The following is a 26014-nucleotide window of genomic DNA, read 5'->3' as shown; positions in this document are numbered from 1 at the left end:
ACTGGAACTGAATGACGCACCAACCACGTCACCAGTAACACTGACGGTTTCGGAGGATACGCATTACTTCTTTAGTTCAGGTGACTTCGTATTTAATGACCCTGAAGGGGACGATTTTGTATCTGTTACCATAGAAAGCTTACCTCAAAACGGCATTTTACAGTTCGAGGGACAAGCTGTTATTGCTGGGCAAACAATTACTTCTCAAGAGCTTGGTAAGTTAACGTTCAAACCCGCGCATAACGAGAGTGGTGATAATTATGTACAGTTTGATTTTTCAGTAAGTGATGGTGAGCTATCTAGCGAAATCCAGACTCTAACATTTGATGTATTGCCTATAACTGATGGTCTGTCGGTTAGTGCTTCTCTTAAAGCCTCTGGGTCACATATCTCTGATAGCATTATCGAAGAGCAGTTAGAAAACCTAAGTAAACTGACACCTTCAACATCTCCGACGAATGATATGGATTATCTAGTGACTGATGGTAGTTACGATGTATCTTCCTTAAATGGTGATGATTACATTCTGTCTACTGAACAACCATCCGATGAACGCCTAGTTGGTGCGGAAGGCAATGATGTGATTTTCGGTGGCGCTTCCAATACGCAGCAACTGTATGGCGACGACTTTGGTGGAACTATTGCAGGTAACGACATATTAATAGGAGGTGACTCTGCTAATAATGTCGACTTCTATGCAGGTCTTGGGGATGACGTACTAATAGCTCAAGATAAATATGCTACAACTGCGTACTATGGAAGTGGAGGTATTGATACGGCTTACGTACCAGGTAAACTTTCTGATTATAACTTTACCAAAGGTTCGGGAAGTGCATCTAGCTATGACTTCCAATTAATACCTAAAGATCATGATAATACACACCAGTTTTATGACGTTGAATATGTGGTTTTTGAAGATGGGAAGTATTCGGTTGAAGATGGTGAATTAGTCAAGACGCATAATATTTATGACTTGTCGATAGATGTGAACCTGCACGATGACGATGGTAGTGAACAACTGGTTTCAGTCATTATTAGCGATGTACCTGAAGGGGTTGAAATCCACAATGCTTCTAAATTGCCGAATGGCAGTTGGAGCGTTGACGTGTCTGATTTCTCTAGTGGTGAAGTGACGCTTAAAGTTGAATCACCGGTTGATATAAATCCGATATTCACAGTATCAGCGACTGCTCAGGAATTTGAAGATGGGCAGTGGGTAGATGTTCCGAAGACAGCAACGGCCCAGACCGGAAGTGTTTTCGTTAGCTCAGTTGATCCTAACGGTGATAATAAAGTCGAAGGCGGAAGCGGTGACGATGTTCTTGTGGGTGACATAGGGGGGTATGTAAATTCGGTTACACCTGGCGTTAATTATAACATTGCCTTGGTGGTTGATACTTCAGGAAGCATGGGCGACTATGTGAGAGATTCTCAGGGGTATATTCAGTTAAACCCAGATAATACTTACATGACGCGTATGGATATGATGCAGCAAGCATTGAAGAACCTTGTAACATCATTTGCATCACATGATGGAGTAGTTAACGTATCTCTTATTGGCTTCGACGATAATATTGATGTTAGCTTCCCTGTTATGGATTTGAGAGAAAACTCCTCTAGTTTTTATGAACTCTTAAATAAGATAGAAGGTAACCTGCCAGTAGGTGGTGGTACTGATTATGATGTTGGTTTCTCTGAAGCAAATAATTGGTTTGGAAGTCGAGATATCCTTTCTAACGGATATGAAAACATGACATTATTCTTAACAGATGGAGAGCCCTATACTTCCTCTGTTGACGATGCTCTTGCAGAATTTGACAAGCTTACTAATACCTATAACTCTGAAGTACTTGCTATAGGTATGGGGTCCGACATTTCAACTGATTACTTGAAATTTTTCGACAATACGAATGTTGTATCTCTTGAAAAAGTGCCTGGCATGGAATCAAGTTATGATGTTTTCAGTTTTTCCAACCGTTATAACCTTGAAGGTCAGGAGTACACCACTGGTAATGGAGATGTATACGTTAGTCGTGGAGATTTAGTCCTTAAAGCGGATCATGGCTATGCAAAATGGGAAAGTTCTAAGTTTGAAATTAGTAAGGATAGTTCTGACCTTAACTTCGAAGTTAAAATGTGGAAGAGCGATTTTTCTTGGGAACTGTTTGATTCGAATGGCATTCGTGTAGATTCTGGTCAGTTATCTGGGAGCGGTAAGAAGGACATTTCTTCTGAAGGGCTCAAAGCGGGTAGTTATACCTTAGTTCTTACTCATGTTGGTGAATCGGGTTGGTATGGCAGTTATGCTTACCTGGATGAGGAGTCGATTACTGAGTATGTTTTTGCTAACGTTGGTGACGTACAAATTGCGGCTACGCCTGATGAGCTAGAAGCGGCTCTCCAAGGTAGTGAAACTATCAAGGAGATCGCTAACATGGGAAGCGACCAAGTCTTTGGTAATGAAGGTAATGATGTACTATTCGGTGATACCATCAATTCCGATTTCCTACCTTGGGGAGTAAATGGAAATCCAGATAAACCTGCCGACTTCGAAGATGGCTCAGGTTTAGCCGGGCTTAAAACATTCTTGGAACTTAAGAATGGCACTGAGCCAACTGATTTGGATATCTATGATTTTGTAAAAGAAAATCATCAGATATTCGATGTTGAAGGTGATAATCGAGGTTCTGGAGATATTGTTGATGGTGGTGCTGGCGACGATGTGCTTTACGGCCAAGGTGGAAGTGACACGCTTATCGGCGGTGTTGGCAACGACATCCTAACGGGCGGTGAAGATGCAGATATCTTCACGTGGTTAGATGGCGATTTGGACGGAAGCACTGATAGTATCAAAGGTTTTGATGTTGCCGAAGGTGATAAGATTGATCTAAGTGATCTATTTGCTGACGCTACGGCTGATGATGTGACTACTATACTCAATAACATATCTGACTCTGCACAAGACACTGAGAGTGGTGTTTCGATTAAGGTAGAAAACAGTGCGCATGAGCATGTAACCATTGAGTTAGACGGGTTATCTGCTGCGGATATTACCAATAACTTAGATAACATCTTTATTATTAAGGATTAACTTCCAACAAAAAACCGGGATTTTTAATCCCGGTTTTTTTATTTTTGATTCTTAAGGAGTTCAGTAACTTCTATCTAAAGCGCTTACAATACCTTACAAGCAAAGCCTTTCAGATAGAATCCTTCTGGGTATGCACTGTCTGTTAGGTGATCGGCGGCTTGTTCGAAGCGCTCGATAAATTTCACCTGACGACCTGAATCGACAGCGGCATCGGCAATCACTTTCTGGAATAAATCCGCACTCATCAATCCTGAACAAGAGTAGGTCAAAAGTGTTCCACCAGGCTTAAGAATTTGCATCGCTAGCATGTTGATATCTTTGTAGCCGTTTGCACCTGACGTCAGATTGTTTTTGCTTGATACAAACTTTGGCGGATCCATGATCACTACATCAAATTTTGTACCCTGATCGCGGTATTCACGAAGTAGCTTAAATACGTCGGCGTTTAAGAAAACTGCACGCTTCTTGGAGATGTCGAACTCATTTAGTTCAGCATTGAATTTCGCTGTATCTAATGCTGGCTGAGAAACATCCGCATTAATCACACGTTTAGCACCACCTTTTAAAGCGTATAGACCGAATCCGCCTGTGTATGAGAAACAGTTTAGAACTTCTTTGTCTTTTACGTATTTCATAGACTGAAGGCGGCTGTCACGTTGGTCTAGGTAAAAACCCGTTTTATGGCCACCAACAATATCAACGCTGATTTTCACGCCGTTTTCTTCAATTACTACAGACTTTGGTGGTTCCTCTCCGTGCAGAATACCCATGGTTTCTTCTAGGCCTTCTTTTTTACGAACGGCAACATCAGAACGCTCGTAGATATTGCATTCAGGGAATACTTCCAACAGCGCTTCAACCAAAGTTTGCTTATGGAACTCAGCGCCTGCACTCAACAGTTGGCAAACCAAAAAATCTTGGTATTTATCAATAGTGATACCCGGTAAACCATCCGATTCTGCAGCAATTAGGCGGTAACCCGTTAAGCCATCACGTTCAATAATATCCTCACGGAGTAGCTGTGCATTTTGAATTCGTTTAACAAAAAAGGCTTTGTTGATGTCTTCTTTATTAAACGACCAAACGCGAGCTCGGATTTGAGAATTAGGAGAGTAGGCGGCTTTAGCTAGCCATTTTCCATCATGAGTAAATATATCTACTGTTTCACCAAGAGCCGGTTCTCCTTCTACTTTACTAATGCCACGTGAGAACACCCATGGGTGTTTGCGGCGAAGGGATTTTTCACGACCTTTTACAAGATAGATAGCTGGAGTCATTGATTTACTCGATTGATTGTTTGGAAAGGGTGGGTATTGTCGGGGAAGTCGTTTTGAAAATCAAATAAAAGCACCACACGATGCTAGCTCTTTAGCTGATCAGAAACTCTCTAGACAATTAACATCTCTATTCTTGTTACGCTGTCACTCCTTCGTCTTGACAGCTTGACAGACTGCTATCTAAGTTTAAGCGAAGTGGCCTGGGAACTCTTAATATGACAATGAAAATATACGTCAGATGAATTAGAGGCTCATAGCTATGAGAAATGATGCAACTGCTATGATTGTTATGTGTATGAAAGTGCGACCAATAAGCAGTAAGAACTTTTCTTTAATTTTTAAGTGTGTGAGATATTTGTCAATTCAGAGAAATGGCATTTCTTTATAATGCTCTGTGTCCGGTGCTTATTATTAGTTCCTTGGTTAAACGGATTGAATGTATCACCACTAGTACGTGAGGTGTCAGTAATGTTGCAAAGATGCGAGAAATTTACAGTGTTTGGAATGGTACAGGGGGTCGGGTTTCGGTATCACACCTCACATCAAGGTCTTAAACTTGGTTTAACCGGATATGCCAAAAACCTAATGAGTGGTGAAGTTGAAGTCGTCGTTTGCGGAAGTGAAGACAAAATTAAAGAGATGGCAGAGTGGTTAGAAGAAGGCCCCAAAACAGCAACTGTGGATTCAGTCGTTTCGGAGCCAATGTCATACAAACCGTTTAAAGGGTTTAAAATTCTATAATAATAAGATTACAAGCACTTAGCTGGTTTTGGCAGCCCGGCTAATTTTGTCGCTTGCTTAGCAGGACCTTGCTTGAACAGCTTAAACAGGTATTTGCTATTTCCTTTTTCTGGACCGTGTGCTTTTTCCATCGCTTTCACCAACATTCTCACGGCAGGAGAAGTGTTAAATTCTTCATAGAAATCACGCACAAAATGAATCACTTCTAGGTGGGCATCCGTTAATTCAATACCTTCTTGCTCAGCAAGAACGGAAATCATCCCTTCCTCCCACTGAGTGTGGTCCAACAGGTAGCCCTGAGCATCAGTTTCAATTTGTTTGCCGTTATATTCGAACATCTGTATTACCTTTAAATCACTGATATTGAATAGGGTAGCGCAGCTATAAGTAAAATCACAATATGACAGAAAAGAAAAAGCCCGAAAGCGGTAGCTTTCGGGCTTTGTTTAACCAGTTTCTGAACAGATTAGTCGTCGTTCATAATGCCTAGGATGCTGAGTAGGCTAGTGAACAGGTTAAGGATGTTCAGGTACATAGAGATTGTTGCGCTAACATAGTTAGTCTCTTCACCGCGAACGATACGGCTTGTGTCATACAAAATGAAACCAGAGAACACAAGTGCAGAGATACTACTGATAGCCAACTGAGCTACTGTTGAGCCAACAAAAATGTTAATGATAGCGGCAACGATAACAATGATTAGACCAGCAATCAGGAAATTACGCATGAAAGAAAAGTCTTTCTTGCTGCTGATTGTGTAAGCAGACAGACCTAGGAACACCATACCCGTTAAGCCAAGAGCTTGCGCGATAATGGATGGACCGCTTGGGATGGATGCGTAGTAGTTTAGCATTGGACCTAGCGCACCACCCATCAGAGTCGTGAAGACAAACGTCCAAACAATGCCCATAGATGAGTTAATGCTGCGAGGTAGAGCAAAAAACAGAATACCAATAGCGGCTAGCTGCATAACTAGGGCCATAATCGGAGAAATCCCCATTGCCATGGTAGCAACAGCAGCAATAGCACTGGTTACTAGCGTCATAGACAATAGGAAATACGTATTTTTAAGCGTTTTGTTTATCTCAAGTACATTCGGTGTACTTGTTGAGCGGGTAAACATAGGACTATTCATGATCTTCCTCGTAAGGGTTTATGTTTATAACTACATTTATGAGGTTCAGTGATCAAAAGATCAAGCCCCCTAACGTTTTGCAGTAAATAAAATAATAATAGAATTAGAATCTTAAGTATGTTGAAAGATGTAACACAATATAACACAAATAAAGAAGGCGACCTAAGCCGCCTTTCAGAACCGTTTAGTGAGTTTATTAGTGGCTAAGTATTTGAGATAAGAAATTCTGCGTGCGGTCAGACTGAGGGTTTTCAAAGAAGTCGACAGGGTTGTTCTCTTCTATGATTTCTCCTGCATCCATAAAAATAACGCGGTCGGCAACTTCTTTGGCAAATCCCATTTCGTGTGTAACACAAAGCATGGTCATGCCTTCATCTGCTAGCTCAACCATTACGTCTAATACCTCGCGTACCATCTCAGGATCGAGGGCTGATGTCGGTTCGTCAAACAACATCACTTGTGGGTTCATGCACAAAGAGCGGGCTATCGCTACACGCTGCTGCTGGCCACCTGATAGTTGACCTGGGTACTTCTCTGCTTGGTCCGGAATCTTTACGCGCTCGAGGTATTTCATAGCCACTTCTTCGGCTTTGTCTTTTGGCATTTTCTTCACCCAAATTGGCGCCAAAGTACAGTTTTCCAGCACAGTAAGATGTGGGAAGAGGTTAAAATGCTGAAAACACATACCGACTTCTTTTCGCACTGCTTCGATATTCTTCAAATCTTCCGTAAGTTCGTTGCCAGAAACAAAGATACTCCCTTTTTGGTGCTCTTCTAGCCTATTAATACAGCGAATCATGGTCGATTTACCGGATCCAGAAGGGCCACAAATGACAATCTTCTCGCCTTTTTTGACGTCTAGGTTGATGTTCTTAAGTACGTGGAACTCTCCGTACCATTTGTTCATATCTTTAATTTGGATCATGTGATCTTGTTGTTGCGTCATAATACGTCCTTGAATTTATGATTATCGTTTGTGACCGGTGTGCAGTTTGTTTTCTAGCCAAATCGAATATCTCGACATACCGAAACAAAATACCCAGAACACTAACGCGACAAATATGTAACTTTCAGTCGCAAACCCTAGCCATTCAGGGTCAGTGTTTGCAGCTTGACCAATGCCTAATACATCAAACATACCAATGATAAGTACTAGACTGGTGTCTTTAAATAACCCAATAAAGGTATTCACAATGGAAGGAATAGTGATTTTAAGAGCCTGAGGTAAAACAACCAGTCCCATTTTTTTCCAATAACTTAATCCAAGTGCGTCGGCTGCTTCATACTGACCTTTGGGTATAGCTTGTAAACCACCACGGACTACTTCAGCCATGTATGCGGCACTAAACATCACCACACCGATAAGCGCACGGATGAGTTTGTCTGTTTCTGAGCCTTCAGCAAGGAATAGCGGAAGCATGACTGAGGCCATAAACAAGACAGTGATCAGGGGAACCCCACGCCATACTTCGATGTAAACGGTACAGATGCTCCTGATAATCGGCATATCAGAGCGTCTCCCCAACGCTAGTGCGACACCGATGGGGAGTGACACTACAATCCCGACGATTGCGATAATCAGTGTGACGAGTAAGCCTCCCCACTTATGAGTATCAACAACCTCTAGACCAAATACGCCACCGTAAAGTAGGGCTGCAATAATGAATGGGTACACGTTCACAAAGAAGAGCCAAATCCAAGTGCGTTTTGGCGTTTTCTCATAGGCTAACAGTGCGGTCAGAATCGCTAGAGAAATATAAAATAATCTCGGACGCCACAGCTCTTCTTGCGGATAAAATCCATACATGAACTGTTCCCAACGTACACTGATGAACACCCAGCATGCTCCATCACGAGAGCAGGCATCCCGTGTTGTACCCACCCAATCTGCTTTAATAATCGCCCAATCCAGCACAGCCCAAAGTCCGGTAAGTGCAAAGTACGCGATAATGACGGTTAGTATCGAGTTTGCCGGCCCATTAAATAAGTTTTTACGTAGCCAACCTACGACACCGATTGTATTTGACGGTGGTGGTAGATCTGGCTGAAATTGATGTTCTTTCATGCTATCTCTCCACTAGGGCTACTTTGCGGTTGTAAATATTCATCAACCCCGATGTAATCAAACTCAGAGTTAAATAAACCCCCATTGTCATTGCGATAATTTCAATCGCTTGTCCCGTTTGATTCAATGTTGTTCCTGCAAATACAGAAACTAAGTCAGGGTAGCCAATCGCCATCGCCAATGAAGAGTTCTTGGTTAAGTTTAAATATTGACTGGTGAGTGGAGGAATGATGATACGTAACGCCTGAGGGATAATCACCAGCTTCAAAGTTCGGCTTCTAGGTAATCCCAACGACATGGCGGCTTCAGTTTGACCGTGGCTAACCGCGTTAATGCCTGAACGAACAATTTCTGCGATAAATGATGCCGTATAGATACTCAGAGCAAGCAGCAGTGCAGCAAGCTCTGGAATAATGCTGATACCACCTTTGAAGTTAAACCCTTTCAGTGCAGGGTACTCTGCCGAAATAGGCGAACCCATGATGAAGTAGATAATTGTTGGTAGAACTACAATCAGCCCTAGAGCGATGCGGCCCATCGGTGTTTGTTGTCCGGTGAGTTTTTGCTTGTTGTTTGCCCATATGTTGATGAAAAATATCGCGACAATGCCGATGACAAAAGCAGCGATCACGACCGAAGAGCCTTGTTCAAAGACAGGTGCAGGGAAGTATAATCCACGTACGTTCAGAAAGATGGCTTCGCCAAGGCTTAAACTTTGCCGTGCTGAAGGGAGCGCTTGTAATACCGCGAAGTACCAAAAGAAAATTTGTAGTAACAGAGGAATGTTTCGGAAAGTTTCAATGTAAACGGCCGCAAAACGACTCACCAACCAGTTGGATGACAAACGTGCAATGCCCATTACAAACCCAATGATGGTCGCCAAAATAATACCAAGAACAGAAACTAAAGCAGTATTAAGCAGGCCGACAATGAATGTCCGTCCATATGAATAGGTTTCATTATATTCAATCAGCGTTAGGCCAATCCCAAAGCCAGCTTCTTGAGTGAGGAAACCAAAACCCGTCGCGATGCCACGAGCTTCTAAGTTAGTTAGTGCATTGTTGACTATTGTGTAAAAGAAAAAAATCAGCGCAAGTATCGCAATAATTTGAAATACGACTGAACGAAAGGTGGGATTGTAAATAAGGCTAGCGTTAGAAGTTGATCCGTTCTTCGGCTTCGACGCAGCAGTATCAGTAGGTTTCATACAGCTATAACCTCAAATCCAATTTAAAAAAGGGCGGCTTAAAACCGCCCATTTTGTTGTTATGTATTCATTAACGGATTGGTGGAGCGTACATAAAGCCGCCTGCATTCCATAACGCGTTGACACCACGAGAAATTTTTAGTGGTGATCCAGTACCTACAGTGCGTTCAAAGCTCTCACCATAGTTACCCACTTGTTTAATCACTTGGTAACCCCAATCATCACGAATGCCTAGGCCTTTACCCTTAGGGCCATCAACGCCAAGAATACGCTTGATGTTTGGATCGGTAGACTTCAGCATCTTGTCTGCGTTTTTAGAGTTCAGGCCATATTCTTCTGCGTTCACCATTGCAGAAAGTGTCCACTTAGCGATATTGAACCATTGATCGTCACCTTGACGAACTACCGGACCAAGAGGTTCTTTCGAAATGATTTCTGGTAAGACTTGAGCAGCATCAGGGTTTTGAAGATTTAGACGTAGCGCATAAAGACCAGATTGGTCCGTCGTAAGCGCATCGCATCGGCCCGCATCAAAACCTTTGGATGTTTGAGCCGCAGTATCAAAGACAACTGGCTTGTAAGACATACCATTGTTGCGGAAGTAGTCAGCTAAGTTCAGCTCTGTTGTTGTACCGGATTGCACGCAAACAGAAGCGCCATCTAGCTCTTTAGCACTGGTTAAGCCAAGTTCTTTCTTAACCATAAAGCCTTGACCATCGTAGTAGTTAACACCGACAAAGTTTAGGCCGAGAGCCGTATCGCGGTGTAGTGTCCATGTTGTATTGCGAGATAGGATGTCGATTTCACCAGATTGAAGGGCGGTAAAACGTTCTTTTGCTGTTAGTGGTACATATTTAACTTTGGTTTTATCGCCAAGAACGCCTGCGGCTATCGCTTGGCAGAACTCTACATCAATGCCTTCCCACTCACCTTTTGAATTAGGGTTAGAGAAACCTGGTAGACCCGTACTCACACCACAAGTAACGAAACCTTGTTTTGTGACTTTATCAAGTGTGCTGTCTGCAGCTGAAGCACTGGTAGCCATAAAAGCAGTAGATGCCGCTACAACTGAAGCAAGGAGTGTTAGTTTATTTGCCATTTGTATCCTTCCTGAATGATCCATGTTAAACCAGGTGACACCTGATACAACGAGTGAAAAAGTGTTGTGCTTATTCCATTTTTAGGTCGAATTTACATTCATACGGCTTTATGTAAATCAACCACTTATAAGCGTAGGAAAGGAACTGTGAATTCTCAAACATATAATTTAAAAAGAATTTCGATAGAATTCACAAATCTCTTTGTTAACTAGAATGAACAAATGTTACTTAAATGTAAATAGTGCAAGTGAGCACAGTCTAAGTGCAACAGAAGAGAGTGACCTAATGCGATAGGTTGATTGGATATTGTGCTTACAGTATTGCCAGTATATGTCGTCAATATTCTGCATTTGATGGAAAATTTAGTGATAAATTATCTAATTGCTATTGGTGCGTTTAAGTTGGTGCCCCAAATTTGGTAGTATCGAACCAGAAGTCAGTTGAATTATCCAAGGAATGAAATGCAGTATTTTCCACTGTTTTTAAATCTCAAAAGTCAACCAGTGCTTGTTGTTGGTGGCGGTGAAGTTGCTTGCCGTAAAGTGGACAGCTTAGTCCGTGCAGGAGCCTTGGTCACGATTGTTTCACCACAAATAGCACCATACTTAAAAGAGCTAGTAGATTCACAAGAGTGCCTATGGATACAGAATTTTTATTCTAAAGAAATACTAGACAAAAAGTTTATCCAAGTTTGGGCGACCACGGACAACCCTGATTTGAACCATCAAGTTTACCATGATGCCAAAAGGCTAGGAATTTTGGTCAATGTCGTGGATGACCAACCTTTTTGTGATTTTATCACTCCCTCTATGATTAATCGCGGACGTATCCAGTTGGCAATTTCAAGTGGAGGGGCTTCGCCTGTTCTTGTCCGCAATATTCGTGAAAAATTAGAAGCCTCCCTTCCTCATAATCTCTCTTTGCTTGCTGATTTTGGTGCCTCAAAGCGAACTGATATCAAGGAAGCACTACCAAGTGTCGATTTACGTCGTAAGTTTTGGGAGAGTTTTTTTGCTGATCCTAGGGTAGATAAAGCGTCAACGCGTTCAGAGCTTGAAGATTTGTACCAAGAGACTCTCAAAGAAGGAATTGTAGAGCAAGGGAGGACGACTTGGATTGATTTTGGAGATGATGTTGAGCTTTTGCCTATCAAAGCATTAAGGTTGATGCAGGAAGCTGAGTGGGTGCTTTATCCCCAAGAATGCCCATTCTCATTTGTTGACTTAGTCAGAAGAGATGCAGAAAGAGAGCTGTATACCAGTGATGCAGAGTTAGCGGACAAGTTGAGTAAAGCCAAACAAGCGCAGTTACGTGTGGTTGTCTTTGTTGCGCCAAATACCGCACAATATGGTTTATTAAAAATGAATGATTTACACATAAAGCTCGGCGCGATTTAACCGCTCACGTATTGTTGTTAAATCACGCTCGGAACTGAAGAAAACCCGAAAAAAAACCGCCGATGGCGGTTTTTTTATTAAGCGAATAGAGTTTAGTCGCGGAAGTTTTCGTATTGGAAAGGTTGGCCAAGGTCAGCTTCACGGATCATCGCAATTGTTGCTTGTAGGTCGTCACGTTTCTTGCCAGTAACGCGAACTTTTTCACCTTGGATGGAAGCTTGCACTTTTAGCTTCGCGTCTTTGATCGCTTTGACAACTTTCTTTGCTGTCGGTGTATCAATGCCTTGCTTAAATACAACGATTTGATGCCAGTTTTTGCCAGTCGCTTCTTCAGCTTTTGCTTCCATCGCGTTCACATCCACACCACGTTTTGTCAGGTGTGTACGTAGAATGTCGCGCATTTGTTTTAGCTGGAAGTCACCTTCAGCACTCAGTTTTACTGATTCATCTTTTTGCATCTCGAACGATGCTTCCACGCCACGAAAATCAAAACGAGTAGACAGTTCGCGTGTCGCGTTATCTACAGCATTACGTAGCTCAACAGTATCGATTTCAGAAACGATATCAAAAGATGGCATTATTAAGTCCTCTGATTGAAATTATCGTGCTTTTACAGCATTCGCCAACATGTCTAACATTTGAGCTGTGTCTTCCCAGCTTAGACATGGATCGGTGATGGATTGACCATAGGTTAGATTGTTAATGTCATCCATTGGCTGGTTGCCTTCCTTAATGAAGCTTTCAGCCATAACACCTGCAATTTGATTTTTGCCCGATTTGATCTGCTCACAAACATCTGCGGTAACATCTAGCTGCTTTCTATGCTGCTTTTGGCAATTAGCGTGGCTAAAATCAACGACTAGGCGTTCTGGTAAGCCAAACTCCGCCAGTTGTTTACACGCTGCTTCTACAGATGCAGCATCAAAGTTTGGTCCTTTATCGCCACCGCGTAAGATCACGTGTCCATACGGGTTACCGCTTGTACGGTATACCGTCATGCGACCGTTCTTATCTGGAGAGTAGAAGTAGTGTGATGCCTTTGAAGCGCGAATCGCGTCAATGGCGATTTTAATATTGCCGTTAGTGCCGTTTTTAAAGCCAACCGGGCAAGACAGGGCAGAGGCCATCTCGCGGTGAATTTGAGACTCAGTGGTACGAGCGCCAATTGCGCCCCATGAAATGAGATCCGCAATGTATTGGCCTGTAATCATATCAAGGAACTCGGTTGCGGTTGCAAGACCAAGCTTATTGATGTCTAGCAGTAATTTACGTGCTTTGTGAAGACCCGCTTCAAGAGCGTAAGAACCATCTAGATTTGGATCGGTAATTAAGCCTTTCCAACCCACGACTGTACGTGGCTTTTCAAAGTAAGTACGCATGACGATGAAAAGTTCGTCTTTATATTGCTCTTGAACTTGAGCAAGGCGCTCAGCGTAATCAAGTGCGGCTTCTGTATCATGCACAGAGCATGGGCCTACGATAACAAGAAGACGATCGTCTTCACCAGTAAGAATTTTTTCAATCTGACGACGAGACTCAGCTATGCGTTCCGCTACATCGTCCGTAATTGGGTGAGCGCTTCCAAGCTCTGCCGGAGTAGGCATAGGACCCAAAGGTTGGGTTCTTAATTCATCGGTTTTGAGTGGCATACTGTAGCCTGTTCTTTTTATTGCGAAGCGATAAAGATAACGGAAACAAACAAAGGAATAAACCACTTATCGCTAAACTTCATTTTCTGTAAGTATAAAGTGACAAACTATTCATCTTTAGTTACTAAAAATGTTATTTGCCCTTGTGTGTCAGAATATCAATGGGTATGTTTTGTATAACGCAGAAGAATATTATGTACGGAGCAGTTATGAGTTTAGAAACTTCAGGTGGTTTGCATCCAGCACTAAGATTAGGAGCAGCATTACCTTCCGTAGAGTGTTCAACCGAGCATTCTTATCTATATGTTTCAATGTCAGATTTGATTATGGAGCATATCTTTTATCATCCCGGATTTGAAAGTGTCTCGCAAAATCTAAAGGATGTTGAACTTGCGTCCATTCACGCAATTTTAGGTGAGGTTTCGACAGAAGATCACTTCGTTTCGACGCTGACACAAACCATACTCCAGGCGGTTAAGCCGGAGCACAAAGTGGTTAGGCTCAGCTTAAGTAATGCGGATAGTTATGCTTTTAGCTCGCTCCTTGGTGGAAGTGTGGAAACTTCTGAAGTGAACCCAGCTTTGGGCCTTCGCGGTGTTTCTCGTTATGCGTCGGAATCCTTTGGCTCTGCGTTTACGTTAGAGTGTAAAGTCGTGAAAGCATTGCAAGGGCAGGGAGTGGATGTGCAAGTGGTTGTTCCTTTTGTTCGCACATTGTCGGATGCGGCTAAAGTGATTGACCTATTAGCTGAACAAGGATTACCGCGAGGTCTAAATGGTTTCAAAGTGCTTTACACAGTTGACGTACCGTCATCCGCGCTACTTGCTGAAAAGCTATTGCATTACTTTGACGGTATCGTTATTAACTTAGAAAACTTAGCGCAGTTTACTCTGGGCATTGATCGATTCAATGAGAAGCTAGAGTATTTATATGACCCTGAGAATGAAACGGTGCTGGAGTTAATAACCATGTCCTTTAAGGCAGCATTGGCCGTGAATAAACCCGCTATATTGACTAGCAGCAATTTGTCACATTACCCAAAAATCCAAGAGTACCTTGTCGAGAATAGTCTTGAGGCGGTTGTGACAGTGTAGCTTCCTAGGTGCTTCTGGATCATAAAATAAGGGGTTTATGTTAATGAAATGTTGACATAAACCTTTCTTAGGTGTGAAGTGGGCAAGATAAAATAACTAATCGGACCAGTCTATGCTCTCTCCTTTGACCAAAGCAAATCTCTATCTTAAAACGTTCGGCTTTTTTAAAGTGCCACTAATATGGATCTGCCGCCCTAAAATCGTCAAGCTGGATAGCGCAGGTGTCGAAGTCAAAATTCCATTACGACGTAACACGAAAAATCACCTGAACAGTATGTATTTTGGTGCACTTGCGGTTGGTGCCGATGTGGCAGGTGGGTTTATGGCGATGAGTAAAGCACAGAGCCGAGGTGAGAAAGTGTCATTGGCCTTTAAAGCAGTGGAGGGGCGGTTTTTAAAACGTCCCGAAGCAGACGTGCACTTTGTATGCAATGATGGTGAACTTATCGATCAAATGCTTGATGAAGTCATGGCTACTGGAGAAAGAGTCAATCGCGCGGTGAAAATTACCGCCACTTGCCCATCACTGCATGGAGATGAGCCTATGGCGGAATTCGATCTTACTCTGTCACTGAAGAAAATGGGTGACTAATGTCTTCCACTTTAATCTCTTCAATCGCGACAATCTTGCTTCGGTTTAAGACTATTTTCCAGCGGTAATAGTTGATCTCTCCGTTGTGGTCGTTTTCTTTGGCGATTAAGTTTATCAGGTGACGTTTTTCAACGGACTCGCGGCTTACTTGGCCGTTATTAAGCATGTAGACTTTGTTAGAGCCTTTGTCCATTAGCCGCATCAGAGGACGCATACTAATGAGAAGAGATTCTCGTGTTTCTTCATAGCCACTCATGAATTTGGATGTCGACATCTCTACTTCAGAGCGATAATGCAGAATGTTTTCTTCCCGTTGTACAACACGCTTTTTTCGAATGAGCTTGATCCTATCAGGGAGTTTATCGAGCTGCTTATAGTCGAGCCATTCGAGTTTTTGACCCACGGCTTTTTTGGTCGTGGGATCTAGATAAAGCTTGCGCCATTTAGGCCTGCCTTTCCGCAACCAGCGCCACATGACATCGCGTAGATCGTCTTTAAATATTTCGCGCAAAGCGTATACGAAGGACATCAACACAATAAAAGAGACGGTAATTTCACCCCAGTAATCGCGCGCTAAGATAGCGGTAATGGTCACAAAAACCATAACAAAACCCGTGGCACTGCCTTTTACCACACGTTTCATGTTGCTTCCTAAAGATTGGGTCTTTTCTTGCAAGACAACAGGGTGCTCTATCAAACGGCGAAGCAAACGCATTTTATTGCTAAGTCGAGTTACATCGTCACGTACACGTTCGGAGTTATAGTCATTTAGCTTTCTATGTGCTGCTTCTTTCTCCACAATGGCAAGCAAACTTTCTTTAATAGACTTATACTCACCATCACGTGGCATGTGAGCCACCAGCGACATGAATCGTTGCCCGGTGTACCAAGAAAGGTAGTTATCCACGTTTGCGTAGTAGCGCTTCAAGCTCTCTTCATAAGGAATACCACGACGTAGCTTCTTTAGAATATCTAACGCAAGATGAATGACTTCATCGACTTCTTCTATCGTCACCGACTCTTTGTTGTGTTTGTTAAGTTGGCTTACGGCTTTGTCTAGGGCGATGACATATTGATAGGCAAATAAGCTCAAGCTAACACGATATTGAGTCGATGAGAGGCGTCCGCGTTTGGCTAAGCGGCTATGTACCAAGGGCAGGAGAGTTTTATCGCTATAATATGCGCGCTTTTGAGCAATGGCTTCGTAGTAAAACTCACTTTCTTTTTGCACATTGGCCGTTAGACTTAATTCGCCAGGCACAAAAAAGTAGAGGTCAACCGTCGACTTCTTTGTCGAAGCCAGTGCATGAGAGATTTTTAGAGTGATGCCGTCTTGCTTATCAACGGTGAACAAAGAAAAGCTCCTAAAAAAACTATCAATAACTGGCGAAAGCATAACAGAGATTCGCTATAATCACCGCAAATTTAACAAGAGACAGTTTAAATGATTAAAGTTGGTCAGATTAACCACTTAGAAGTAGTAAAAAAAGCAGATTTTGGCGTATTTCTCGATGCTGGTGATTACGGTACGACTTTGCTACCGAACCGATTTGTTCCAGAAGGAACAGAAATAGGTGATAAACTCGATGCTTTTTTGTACTTCGATTCTGACAGCCAGATCGTGGCAACAACTGAAACCCCGATCGCACAAGTCGGCGAGTGGGGATTGATGCAGATAGAAGGTGTGAATAGTACAGGTGCTTTCGCGAGTTGGGGGATTAAAGGTAAAGACCTACTGATTCCATTCAGCGAGCAGCGTGCGCGCTTCACTGCTGGCCAAAATGTTTTGGTTTATGTCTATACGGACAAAGCCTCGGGTCGTATTGTCGGTACAACAAAATTCAACAAACTGCTGGATAAAACACCCCCTACATATACACGTAACCAGCAGGTTGATCTGATTATTGCAGAGCGCAGTGACCTCGGTTTTAAAGCCATTGTAGAAGGCCAGCACTGGGGAATGATTTTTAAATCGGATGTGTTCGGTAAGCTGTTCATTGGTAAAAAATTAAAAGGTTACATCAAGAACATCCGTGAGGACGGTAAAATCGACCTTTCACTGCAAAAAATCGGTGTGGCTAAAATGGATGACTTAAGCGAAAGAATTTTAGAGTTGTTAGAGAAAAAAGGTGGATACTTGCCTCTCAATGATAAATCGACTCCAGAAGCGATCTTTGCCGCATTTCGTACCAGCAAAGGCACGTTTAAGAAGTCTATTGGTGGTCTCTACAAGCAAGGCAAAATTGTCATCGAAAAAGAAGGTATCCGTTTAGCCTAACGGCATTGTACGTTTTTGCCCTTAACTAAAACTTTGTCCTTAACTAAAAAGGTTTTGGGCATATTTACCCGCTAGAATAAGGGCAAAAAAAAGCCCAAAGCGTTGGGCTTTGGGCACAGGGGAAAGGGCTCTTATGAGCCTGCGCTAATCGGTCAGTTGCGTTATGACTCGATAATTCTAAGTCTAGTGTATAGTGTTGATTTTGCTAGCTGATACAGGCATTTCATACTTTACTTATCCAAACCATTTCTTGTTCATACTTTTATTCAACCTAGCTAGGCTAGGTAAAAATAGTCGCCATCCCATCTCTCTCACTGATTCATGCAATCTTTATGTAATTCCGAGCCGGTACTAAGTGAATTATTAAGTTCAGTCCACATATACATTTCTTCTTTCCAGTCCGATCGTTGCAAACTCACTAAGAGTATTAATAATACGCATGAGTTTGTATATGTGGTAATGCTGTGCCCGAGGAAAATAACATGAAGAAAAAACAACTATTATTGGCGTCTGTAGCAATGTTTGCGAGTGGTATCGTTTCAGCAAACACAGGTTTGTACATCGGTGCAGATATCGCTCTAAGCAATGAAACTGAACTCGAAGATAACGGGATTTCGATAACAGCAGATAATGATCCCGGTTACAATTTTGTGGTTGGCTACGATATGCAAACTCATGATTCTGTGAAGATTGGCTTTGAGGGTGAATATCGAACTTTTGGTGAAGTAAATTATTCTAACATCATCACGGCTGACGGTAATGGTGTGTTTTTAAATGCGAAGCCTAAGCTCTATGCCCAAGGCTCTAATGTTTACTTTGCGGGCCTATTTGGTGTGGGTAAAATGGATCTAGATATCACGTCTACTCAGACGGGAGTCACAATAAATGAGTCTAGTAGCGCACTCCAATATGGTGCGGAAATTGGCTTCGAGTTTGAGCAAAACCTTGTGTTGAATGCCGGTTATCGGGCGGCAACAGCAGAGATTAAGGGGACTGATGTCTCAGTTAGTGGGCTTTATGCTGGTGCTAGATTCAAGTTTTAACCGCTAATGATTTAGAAAGCCGCTGCTAAGGTATGCAGCGGCTCTTATGTTTGACGCTTGTGTCTGAGTTTGTGCCTGAATGTCTACCTAGAATAAGTTCTTATCACGGACTAACTCGCGTGGTAAACCATTCTTAATTCGGTTACCAACCCATTTCCCTAAGCCAATAACATCATTGCCGAGTTTAACAATTACTTCCCCTTTCCCTGACTGGCCTTCAGGTCGAACATCTCTCCCCATAAACCACTCTCGTGCATCGTCAACGGAAAGCGCGACGCTTTGGGTCTCTTTCCCGGTTGACAGTGCTGTTGCGACTTGGTGTTGCCAGCGGTAGCCATTTTTATGCGCTTCTGCGATTTTGATACCCATGCGAGAAAAACGAAACTCACCAAGCATTGGCTCTAATGCGTTGGGGAACAGCCAAACGTCTTTTTCTCGTAACCATACAGAAGTGTCATCAGGCAACTCAATTTCAAGGGCCTGCTGCAATTGCTTTGCAACCTCCGCTTGTGTTTTTTTCGATGCTTTTTCAAAAGGGAATTTGCCTAAGCGCTTTTTGACTTGTGGTGCTTCGCTGGCAGCCAGTTTGCGAATGCGCGCAACAAAGAAGCCCTCACAATCGTAAACTTGAGGGAAGATATGCAAAAAGCCTTCTTCTGTGACAGCTTTGTCTGCATGCGGGAACAAATCCGCCAAGTTGTCAAATTCAACCGCGTCGCCAAATTCATTTTTTAAGTGGTGGCATACTTGTTGGTTCTCTTCAATGCTGAGTGTGCAGGTTGAATAGACCATAACACCGCCCACTTTAAGTGCATGAAAAGCACTCTCGATCAGGTCTTTTTGTGTATCGGAAATAGAGAGAACAGACTCTTTGCTCCAGTTCTTCATCGCATCCGCGTCTTTGCGCACAGTGCCTTCGCCAGAGCATGGAGCGTCTATCAGCACTGCTTCAAACTGCTCCGGAAGCCAACCACCAAACACTCGTCCATCGTAGTTACTCAGCGCAGCATTACGCACACCACAGCGTTCGATATTCGCGTGCAATACTTTCACTCGGCTTGCTGAGAATTCGTTGGCAACCAATACGCCCTGATTGTCCATCTGAGCGGCAATTTGTGTGGTTTTAGAACCTGGTGCTGCAGCCATATCTAGCACGCTATCAAAGTGATCATCTTGCGTTTGAAAGAGTGCAGAAACTGGCATCATTGAGCTAGCCTCTTGGATGTAGAATAGGCCAGACATATGTTCAGCCGTATTACCTAGTGGTACGACACTTTCATCGGCTTCAATCCAAAAACCTTCATTGCACCAAGGTACGGGAGTGAGCGCCCAGCCTTTTTCTTCTGCTCTTTTTATGAATTCTTCAACAGTTATTTTTAGTGTATTAACACGGATACTTTTTCTTAAAGGGCGTTGGCAAGCAGAAATGAAATCTTCCATATTAAGTGAAGCTGGAAGAATGGCTGCCATTTCGTCAAGAAATGCTGGAGGCAAATATACGTTTGAATGCAAAGTTGTTTCTCTGAGCGCGATAAAATGGGCACGAATTATAGCGAATAAAATAAAAAAACGCAGCGTGGACGCTGCGTTTTTTCTTGTCGACTTCTGGCTAGAGAGGTTTAGGTATCGCGGTGCGCCACTTTGTCCACTCTTCTTCACCTTGTGGGTAAAGGTAGAAAGCTTGGTCTGGTGTTGCTGGTGGCGTTAGTTGTTTATCTTCTGGCGTAGCAAAGGTGATACCACCACGTAGTAAGCTTTCTACGGTGCCGGCTTTAATTTCAGCGCCTGATATGCCAATGGAAACATCTACACCAGACGTGTTCCAAAAGACACTATTTTGTCTCACTAGGTAGGCGAACTCCGGCTTGATATTGATGGTGGTGATTACTCGATCGGCAAACTCACCCAGTTTAACGTCTGTTACTTTTCCGACTTCAAGCTGACGGTATAGGATAGGGGTATCTTTTGTAATTGAACCTCTTTGCTCGCTCTGCAAAACAAAACGTATGCCTTTGTCTGTAAGAGGAGCACTATTGAGTGTGAAACTATCTCGTGGTTTCCCTTGGCCTGGTTTAACGCTGATTGTTTGGCTTAATAAGCTATCGATATTTTTTACACCACCTAAACCTATCTCGGCTTTTGCTACCCAGAAGTATGAGTTTGTTCTCGCAATCGAGCTTGCAAACTCAGGGAGAATTCGCGCTTTTATCTCGACTCTTTCTTTGGTGAAGTCAGGGAAAACTAGTGTCACTTCGCCAACTTGTACGCCGTTATATTTGATTGGCGTGCCCTTTGCTATAGCGTTTTCTCCCTCAAAAACTAATGAGATGACTTTGCCAAATTTTCGGGCTGTTTTGAAGTTCTCATACAGTAACCATTTGCCGTTTTGCTTGTTGATTACCCCTGGTAAAGTGTCAAATGCGATTCCGCCTTGGATTAATGATTTGAGTGGCGCTGCAGTGACATTGATTCCAGCTAAACTCGCTTCAACCTCAACACCAGAACGATTCCAGAAGACGGTTTGATTGGTGACCAGGTGCTTGTATTGGTTTTCAATACTCGCGGTGATCAGCACACCACCATCTACCAGTTTAAAGTCAAAAACATTGCCGACTTGCAAGTTTCTGTAAAGGAGTGGGCTGCCCTTGCCAATAGAAGGGAGTTCAGACGCATAGAGGGTAATCTTGCTCGAGCCAGAAAGGTTGTACTTAGCGAGCTCAGCAAGCGACTTGCTTTGATAGAGTGGGTAGGTCTTTTTCGCGGACTTTGAACCCTCGCTGACAAAGCTGATTGAGCCTGTGAGAAGCTGCTTAGCTGGTGGAACGTTAATATTCAGACCTGATTCAGTCAGCTCTGCGCTCGCGCTGCCTGTCACAAAAAAGCGATTGTGCGATTTAATCAGATGCGCATAGTTAACATCGATGAGCGTATCGATGCTGACTTTATCATTGATGAGTTGAACACCCGCAACAGAGCCTACGGTGATGCCTTTGTATAGAATGTTTGCGCCGACGTCTAATCCAAATGAATTATCGGAAATGAGTTGTACCGAAATCGAACGTGCCTGTTGGCGGTCATAATCATTTTGACGTATCGCAGTAAAGGTACGTGCGCGTTTGCCATCACCAGGTACTATCGTCAGGAAATTACCCTTCACGATGTTTGGTAAGTTTTTAACTTCAGCAAAAGAGACTTTCGCTTCTTCTAGAATAAAGCGAGTTCCACTGTTAAGCATGTCACTGAATGCGGGTTGGATAGCGGCAGAAGCAACAATTCTCTTTCGCTCATCACGCAGCTGTAAGTCCGTAACCTGACCGATTTCAATTCCTCGATACATGATAGGTGCGCCAGACGAACTGATGTTGTTGTTGTCAGGTAGCTCTACTTTTATTGCGATGCCGCGACCTGCGGTTTTTAGGTCGGGGTAAAGCTTAAATCTGGTGTTTTCGCTAACAGGTTCACCACCGTCTGGAGAGTCAACAGCGATAGCACCACCAATCAATGCGCTTAAACTGTCAAAGCGAACATCGACACCTGAAAAGCCAATAGTTGCACCCACGCCACTCACGTTCCAGAATCGACTGTCGTCGGTAATGATATGACGGTATTCATCACGTATTGATGCCTGGATCAGTACATTCTTTGCTTCTTCATCGAGCTGATAGCTATAGACTTCACCAATTGGGATCTTGCGGTAAACGATCTGCGAACCAATAGAAACACCACCCAAATCTCGTGCGCTTAACGTGATGTTCAAACCTTCTTGAGCAAGGATATCTGACGGTGCTCGATCCAACGCTGTAAACTCTGTTTCAAAATCGGAACCTTCTTCTCCGGGGGAAATGGCAATATAGTTCCCCGATACCAAGGCGTCTAAGCCTGAAACTCCCGATAAACTGGCGGTTGGTTTAACCATCCAAAATCGAGTGTTTTGGCCAAGCAGCTTCGTCGCTTCTGGATAAATATCGGCTTCAACATAAATGCTTTGCAGATCGTCGGTAAGTTTTATATCTCTTACCATGCCGACTTCTAAGCCTTGGTATTGAATGGTTGTTCTACCAGCAATAAGCCCTTGCGCATCAGAGAAGTTGATCTGTATGCGCTGCCCGGCATCTTCAATGGCTTTAAATACTAGGAATCCAGCCAATATCACGGTTAAAAAAGGCAGTAACCATAACGGTGAGATGCCACTACCGCGCTTCACATCGGGTGAATATGATTTTTGTGAGGGAGGAGTTGGGTTACTCATCTAAAGGCTCTCTACTAGGTTGAGTGGGTTTATAGTTGTCCCAAATTAAGCGTGGATCCAAGCTTTCGGTCGCTAACATGGTCAGCACGACGACCAAACCGAAAGCGATAGCACCATAACCAGGTGTAAAATCGAGAATTTGACCACGATCGAGTAGTGTCATCATGATGGATATGACAAATAGATCCATCATGGACCAACGACCAATCCATTTAATCAAAAAGAAGATGTACATTCGTTGCTTATGGAAAATTTCTCTTTTGAATTTGATGGCTAAGAGAATGTAAGACAGACCTAAGATCTTACAAACGGGGACCACAATACTGGCAACAAAGATAATGATAGCGATGCCAGTCATGCCACTGTTAACTAGAGAGGCAACCCCCGAAAAAATCGTGTCTTCCAAGCGCTGGCCATTGGTAAGCAAAATCGAAATAGGCATTAAGTTTGCGGGGAAAATCGCGACACTTGCGGCTAATAAATAGGCCCATGTTTTCTGCATCGAATGGGGTTTTCGATGGTGGATAGGGCTTTGACAGCGTGCACAATGTTCTCCCTCAGGTTGGGATAGGTGGCAGCTATGACAATGGAGCTGTTTTGTTCCCAGCCTTAGCTCTCTTTCAGGCTGGTAGGCCTCCCAATACCTTCTGACACTCACTCGGGTCACGAGTAATACCGTCGCAAGTTGAAGTAGTACTAAGCCGTATAATCCAGTGCCGACAAAAATATCGGAGTAATCTTGTAACTTGAAGCAAGATATCGCCACGCTCACCAGAAAAACGTCAATCATTGCCCACGACTTAATGTGTTGAACAACGTTTAGCGCTATCTTCAATGTTTTGAATGAACGGGATTTGAGTGCCCAATGGGCAGATACCACGGCAACTGACAGCAATAAAGGGGCGATAGAGCTGCAAAAGAAAATAAGCAGAGCAAGAAGAGGAAAGCCTTCTTGGATAAGTGCCCATATACCATGAGGGAGAGTGGCTGGAATCATCACACCAAAGAGTCGAATACTAATAAAGTCGAAAAAGTGTGATGGGATAAATAGCAATAAGCAGGTAATTGCGATGGCTAAATTCCCTGACAAAGAGGGTGTGCCCCCTCGATAGAGCTCTGTACCGCAGCGCGGACAATGCGCACTGCGGCCTTTTTCCAGCGCAATATGGTCGACAGGGAGTTCGCATCCCTGACACAAGCGAACACTTGTTCGTGGGGTTTTATGAGAACTGGTGTTGATGGAAGGAGGGGGATTCATCAATACCCTCCATGAAACGTGACGCGGTGACGTTTAGCTGTGTGATTGCACACTGCCATACAGGGTTTGATATAAGCCTTGTTGTTCAACCAACTCTCCATGAGTACCTGCTTGTGTCACTTGTCCATCTTCTAAAACATAGATGATATCTGCTTGTTTTACCGCTGAAAGCCGATGCGCAACAATCAATGTTGTGCGTCCTTTCAAAAAGTCGGTGAGTGCTTTATGAAGCGCAGCCTCCGTGGCGGTATCCAGTGCAGACGTGGCTTCATCCAGTATCACAAACTTAGGGTCACTTAATATCATTCTGGCGATCGCTAGACGTTGACGCTGGCCACCAGAAAGCCGGATACCACTGCGGCCTATTTGTGTATCTAGACCTTCACTTAACTGGCTAATCACATCTTGCAGCTGAGCGACTTCAAGTGCATGCCACAGCTTAAGATCGTCATAATTTGCACCAAGTGTGAGATTATGCCTTAAAGTGTCATTAAATAGTATAGGTTGTTGTAAAACAACAGCTATCTGGTTGCGTATCACGTCAAAGCTAATGTCATCAACGGTTTCGCCATTAAATCGAATACTCCCAGTATTTGCCCGATACACGCCGATAAGGAGTTGAATAAGCGTCGATTTGCCACCACCACTTGCACCCACCAAGGCGACTTTTTTACCCGCTGGAATGGTTAGGCTTAAATGATCAAGCACTTGATTTTCTTCATTGTAAGAGAAGCAGACGTTCTCTACCTCTACATCAACGTTGCGATCTTCAGTAAAAGGATTCACTTTGCTGGCAGGTCTGTGCTCCTCTTCCAGAGAAAGAAGCAAGTTGATACGCCCCATTGCAGCTTTGGCGCTATACCAAGCAAACTGAATACCTAATAGCTCTTGCACAGGGGAGAGCATAAACCATAGGTAACCGAACACGGCAAAGATTTGTCCGATGGTGAGATCACTAAATAGAACCATAAGCATGGCTACTGCACGGAACAACTCAAAGCCAAGTAAGAAGAGTAAAAAGGAAACTCTGCCAGCAGCTTCTGTTTGCCAGGCATATTTGTCCGCATCAACACGAATGTCATCCGCTTGCCTCTTTAGCTGATCCAGAAACTCTTTTTCTCGGTTGGCTGCACGTAACTGGTAAATGCCGTCTAAGGTTTCGACTAAACGGTTTTGAAATTTCTCGAACGACTGGTTCTCTTGTTTCTTAAGGTGTTTAACTTTACTGCCTAGTAGTCGAGAGAAATAAATGACAATAGGGTTAACGAGCAGAATGAATAACCCTAACCGCCAATCCAGCCAAAGCAATACAATGGCTGTACCGAGAACCGTTAAGAAGCTGATTATAAACTTACTCAGTGTTGACCCAATGAACTGATCAATGGTTTCAACGTCGGTGATGAGGTGGGCGTTAATACTGCCGCTTCCGCGTGTTTCATACTGGCGAATACTAATGCGGCCCAGCTTATCAATCATTTTACTGCGCATCTGATAAGTGATGGTCTTGGAGACAAGCGTAAACTGTCGGTTCTGCAGTATATTCAGCGCTTGGCTGGCACTTCTCATGATCACCACAAGTAACAGAGTTAAAAATATGTACCCTGTAGGTGTTTGTAGAGAATCTGGTAACACCATATTCATGGCTGCTAAACCTTGAGCAGGTTGGTTCAGCAGCACTTCATCAACCATTAAAGGCATTAATAAGGGAATAGGGACACTTATTAATGTCGCGATGATCGCAATGATGTTCGCCATAATAAGTTTGGCTTTGTGTTTTTTTACTTGAGTTATCAACCAAGAACGGCTAATAGTGTTCGAACAACTATTTATCACTATGA

The 26014-nt window shown here is 43.3% G+C and carries 21 protein-coding genes; 7 read left to right on the top strand and 14 right to left on the bottom strand.

Going from position 1 to position 26014, the window contains the following annotated elements:
* Nucleotides 1–3091 (top strand): VWA domain-containing protein (locus VNE01S_RS02860; protein ID WP_156472001.1); only part of this gene is annotated, 3091 nt, incomplete at its 5' end.
* Nucleotides 3092–3174: 83 nt separating this feature from the next.
* On the opposite strand, the gene VNE01S_RS02855 is transcribed toward VNE01S_RS02860, so the two are convergent.
* A complete protein-coding gene (locus VNE01S_RS02855; protein ID WP_053395363.1) occupies nucleotides 3175–4368 on the bottom strand; it encodes a class I SAM-dependent methyltransferase in 1194 nt (397 codons plus the stop codon).
* Nucleotides 4369–4836: 468 nt separating this feature from the next.
* Here VNE01S_RS02855 and yccX point away from each other — a divergent pair, with 468 nt between their 5' ends.
* The gene (gene yccX / locus VNE01S_RS02850) at nucleotides 4837–5109 is read left to right on the top strand and encodes an acylphosphatase (RefSeq protein ID WP_053395364.1); all 273 of its coding nucleotides are present in this window, start codon (nucleotides 4837–4839) and stop codon (nucleotides 5107–5109) included.
* A gap of 8 nt (nucleotides 5110–5117) precedes the next feature.
* Here yccX and VNE01S_RS02845 read toward each other — a convergent pair whose 3' ends face one another.
* The 6 genes from VNE01S_RS02845 to VNE01S_RS02820 all read right to left on the bottom strand — a co-directional run bounded on the left by VNE01S_RS02845 (nucleotide 5118) and on the right by VNE01S_RS02820 (nucleotide 10615).
* The gene (locus VNE01S_RS02845; protein ID WP_053395365.1) at nucleotides 5118–5447 is read right to left on the bottom strand and encodes a TusE/DsrC/DsvC family sulfur relay protein; all 330 of its coding nucleotides are present in this window, start codon (nucleotides 5445–5447) and stop codon (nucleotides 5118–5120) included.
* A 128-nt stretch (nucleotides 5448–5575) separates the two neighbouring features.
* Nucleotides 5576–6244, bottom strand: coding sequence for a Bax inhibitor-1/YccA family protein (locus VNE01S_RS02840; RefSeq protein ID WP_053395366.1), 669 nt, complete (start codon nucleotides 6242–6244; stop codon nucleotides 5576–5578).
* Between the two features lie 196 nt (nucleotides 6245–6440).
* Nucleotides 6441–7190: an amino acid ABC transporter ATP-binding protein gene (locus tag VNE01S_RS02835; RefSeq protein ID WP_053395367.1), complete on the bottom strand. Its 750-nt coding sequence runs from the start codon at nucleotides 7188–7190 to the stop codon at nucleotides 6441–6443.
* A 21-nt stretch (nucleotides 7191–7211) separates the two neighbouring features.
* Entirely contained in the window at nucleotides 7212–8309 is a 1098-nt protein-coding gene (locus VNE01S_RS02830) for an amino acid ABC transporter permease (RefSeq protein WP_053395368.1), read from the bottom strand.
* Nucleotide 8310: 1 nt separating this feature from the next.
* On the bottom strand, nucleotides 8311–9516 hold the full coding sequence (locus VNE01S_RS02825) for an amino acid ABC transporter permease (RefSeq protein ID WP_053395369.1): 1206 nt from the start codon (nucleotides 9514–9516) through the stop codon (nucleotides 8311–8313).
* Between the two features lie 70 nt (nucleotides 9517–9586).
* A complete protein-coding gene (locus tag VNE01S_RS02820) occupies nucleotides 9587–10615 on the bottom strand; it encodes an amino acid ABC transporter substrate-binding protein (RefSeq protein ID WP_053395370.1) in 1029 nt (342 codons plus the stop codon).
* Between the two features lie 462 nt (nucleotides 10616–11077).
* Here VNE01S_RS02820 and VNE01S_RS02815 point away from each other — a divergent pair, with 462 nt between their 5' ends.
* Complete coding sequence (locus tag VNE01S_RS02815; RefSeq protein WP_053395371.1) at nucleotides 11078–12013, top strand: precorrin-2 dehydrogenase/sirohydrochlorin ferrochelatase family protein; 936 nt, start codon at nucleotides 11078–11080, stop codon at nucleotides 12011–12013.
* A 92-nt stretch (nucleotides 12014–12105) separates the two neighbouring features.
* On the opposite strand, the gene VNE01S_RS02810 is transcribed toward VNE01S_RS02815, so the two are convergent.
* Both VNE01S_RS02810 and VNE01S_RS02805 read right to left on the bottom strand, forming a co-directional pair.
* A complete protein-coding gene (locus VNE01S_RS02810; protein WP_053395372.1) occupies nucleotides 12106–12591 on the bottom strand; it encodes a YajQ family cyclic di-GMP-binding protein in 486 nt (161 codons plus the stop codon).
* A gap of 21 nt (nucleotides 12592–12612) precedes the next feature.
* Nucleotides 12613–13662 carry a 3-deoxy-7-phosphoheptulonate synthase gene (locus VNE01S_RS02805; RefSeq protein WP_053395373.1) on the bottom strand — a complete coding sequence of 350 codons (1050 nt, stop codon included), beginning with the start codon at nucleotides 13660–13662 and terminating at the stop codon, nucleotides 12613–12615.
* A 209-nt stretch (nucleotides 13663–13871) separates the two neighbouring features.
* On the opposite strand from VNE01S_RS02805, the gene VNE01S_RS02800 reads away from it, so the two are divergent.
* Together VNE01S_RS02800 and VNE01S_RS02795 are read left to right on the top strand one after the other, a co-directional pair.
* Nucleotides 13872–14756 (top strand): putative PEP-binding protein, encoded by an 885-nt coding sequence (locus VNE01S_RS02800; protein WP_053395374.1) that lies wholly within the window; start codon nucleotides 13872–13874, stop codon nucleotides 14754–14756.
* Nucleotides 14757–14868: 112 nt separating this feature from the next.
* Nucleotides 14869–15348, top strand: a complete 480-nt coding sequence (locus tag VNE01S_RS02795; RefSeq protein WP_053395375.1) for a DUF4442 domain-containing protein — start codon at nucleotides 14869–14871, stop codon at nucleotides 15346–15348.
* Here VNE01S_RS02795 and VNE01S_RS02790 read toward each other — a convergent pair.
* Nucleotides 15317–16702 carry a hypothetical protein gene (locus tag VNE01S_RS02790; protein WP_053395376.1) on the bottom strand — a complete coding sequence of 462 codons (1386 nt, stop codon included), beginning with the start codon at nucleotides 16700–16702 and terminating at the stop codon, nucleotides 15317–15319. The genes VNE01S_RS02795 and VNE01S_RS02790 overlap by 32 nt on opposite strands.
* Nucleotides 16703–16792: 90 nt before the next feature.
* On the opposite strand from VNE01S_RS02790, the gene VNE01S_RS02785 reads away from it, so the two are divergent.
* Together VNE01S_RS02785 and VNE01S_RS02780 are read left to right on the top strand one after the other, a co-directional pair.
* Nucleotides 16793–17626, top strand: coding sequence for a CvfB family protein (locus VNE01S_RS02785; RefSeq protein ID WP_053395377.1), 834 nt, complete (start codon nucleotides 16793–16795; stop codon nucleotides 17624–17626).
* Between the two features lie 482 nt (nucleotides 17627–18108).
* Nucleotides 18109–18669 carry an outer membrane beta-barrel protein gene (locus tag VNE01S_RS02780; RefSeq protein ID WP_053395378.1) on the top strand — a complete coding sequence of 187 codons (561 nt, stop codon included), beginning with the start codon at nucleotides 18109–18111 and terminating at the stop codon, nucleotides 18667–18669.
* Nucleotides 18670–18756: 87 nt separating this feature from the next.
* Here the strand turns inward: VNE01S_RS02780 and rsmF are convergent, their stop codons facing one another.
* From rsmF to VNE01S_RS02760, 4 genes are all read right to left on the bottom strand, one after another.
* Nucleotides 18757–20181 (bottom strand): 16S rRNA (cytosine(1407)-C(5))-methyltransferase RsmF, encoded by a 1425-nt coding sequence (gene rsmF, locus VNE01S_RS02775; RefSeq protein ID WP_053395379.1) that lies wholly within the window; start codon nucleotides 20179–20181, stop codon nucleotides 18757–18759.
* Nucleotides 20182–20278: 97 nt separating this feature from the next.
* Nucleotides 20279–22918: an MlaD family protein gene (locus VNE01S_RS02770; RefSeq protein WP_053395380.1), complete on the bottom strand. Its 2640-nt coding sequence runs from the start codon at nucleotides 22916–22918 to the stop codon at nucleotides 20279–20281.
* The gene (locus tag VNE01S_RS02765) at nucleotides 22911–24176 is read right to left on the bottom strand and encodes a paraquat-inducible protein A (RefSeq protein ID WP_053395381.1); all 1266 of its coding nucleotides are present in this window, start codon (nucleotides 24174–24176) and stop codon (nucleotides 22911–22913) included. Before VNE01S_RS02765 ends, VNE01S_RS02770 begins: the two co-directional genes overlap by 8 nt.
* 33 nt (nucleotides 24177–24209) lie before the next feature.
* Nucleotides 24210–26006: an ABC transporter ATP-binding protein gene (locus tag VNE01S_RS02760; protein WP_053395779.1), complete on the bottom strand. Its 1797-nt coding sequence runs from the start codon at nucleotides 26004–26006 to the stop codon at nucleotides 24210–24212.
* Between the last annotated feature and the right edge of the window lie 8 nt (nucleotides 26007–26014).

It is taken from the genome of Vibrio nereis NBRC 15637 (genome assembly GCF_001591105.1).
Lineage (GTDB): Bacteria > Pseudomonadota > Gammaproteobacteria > Enterobacterales > Vibrionaceae > Vibrio > Vibrio nereis.
This window is presented reverse-complemented; position numbering and strand designations above follow the sequence as displayed.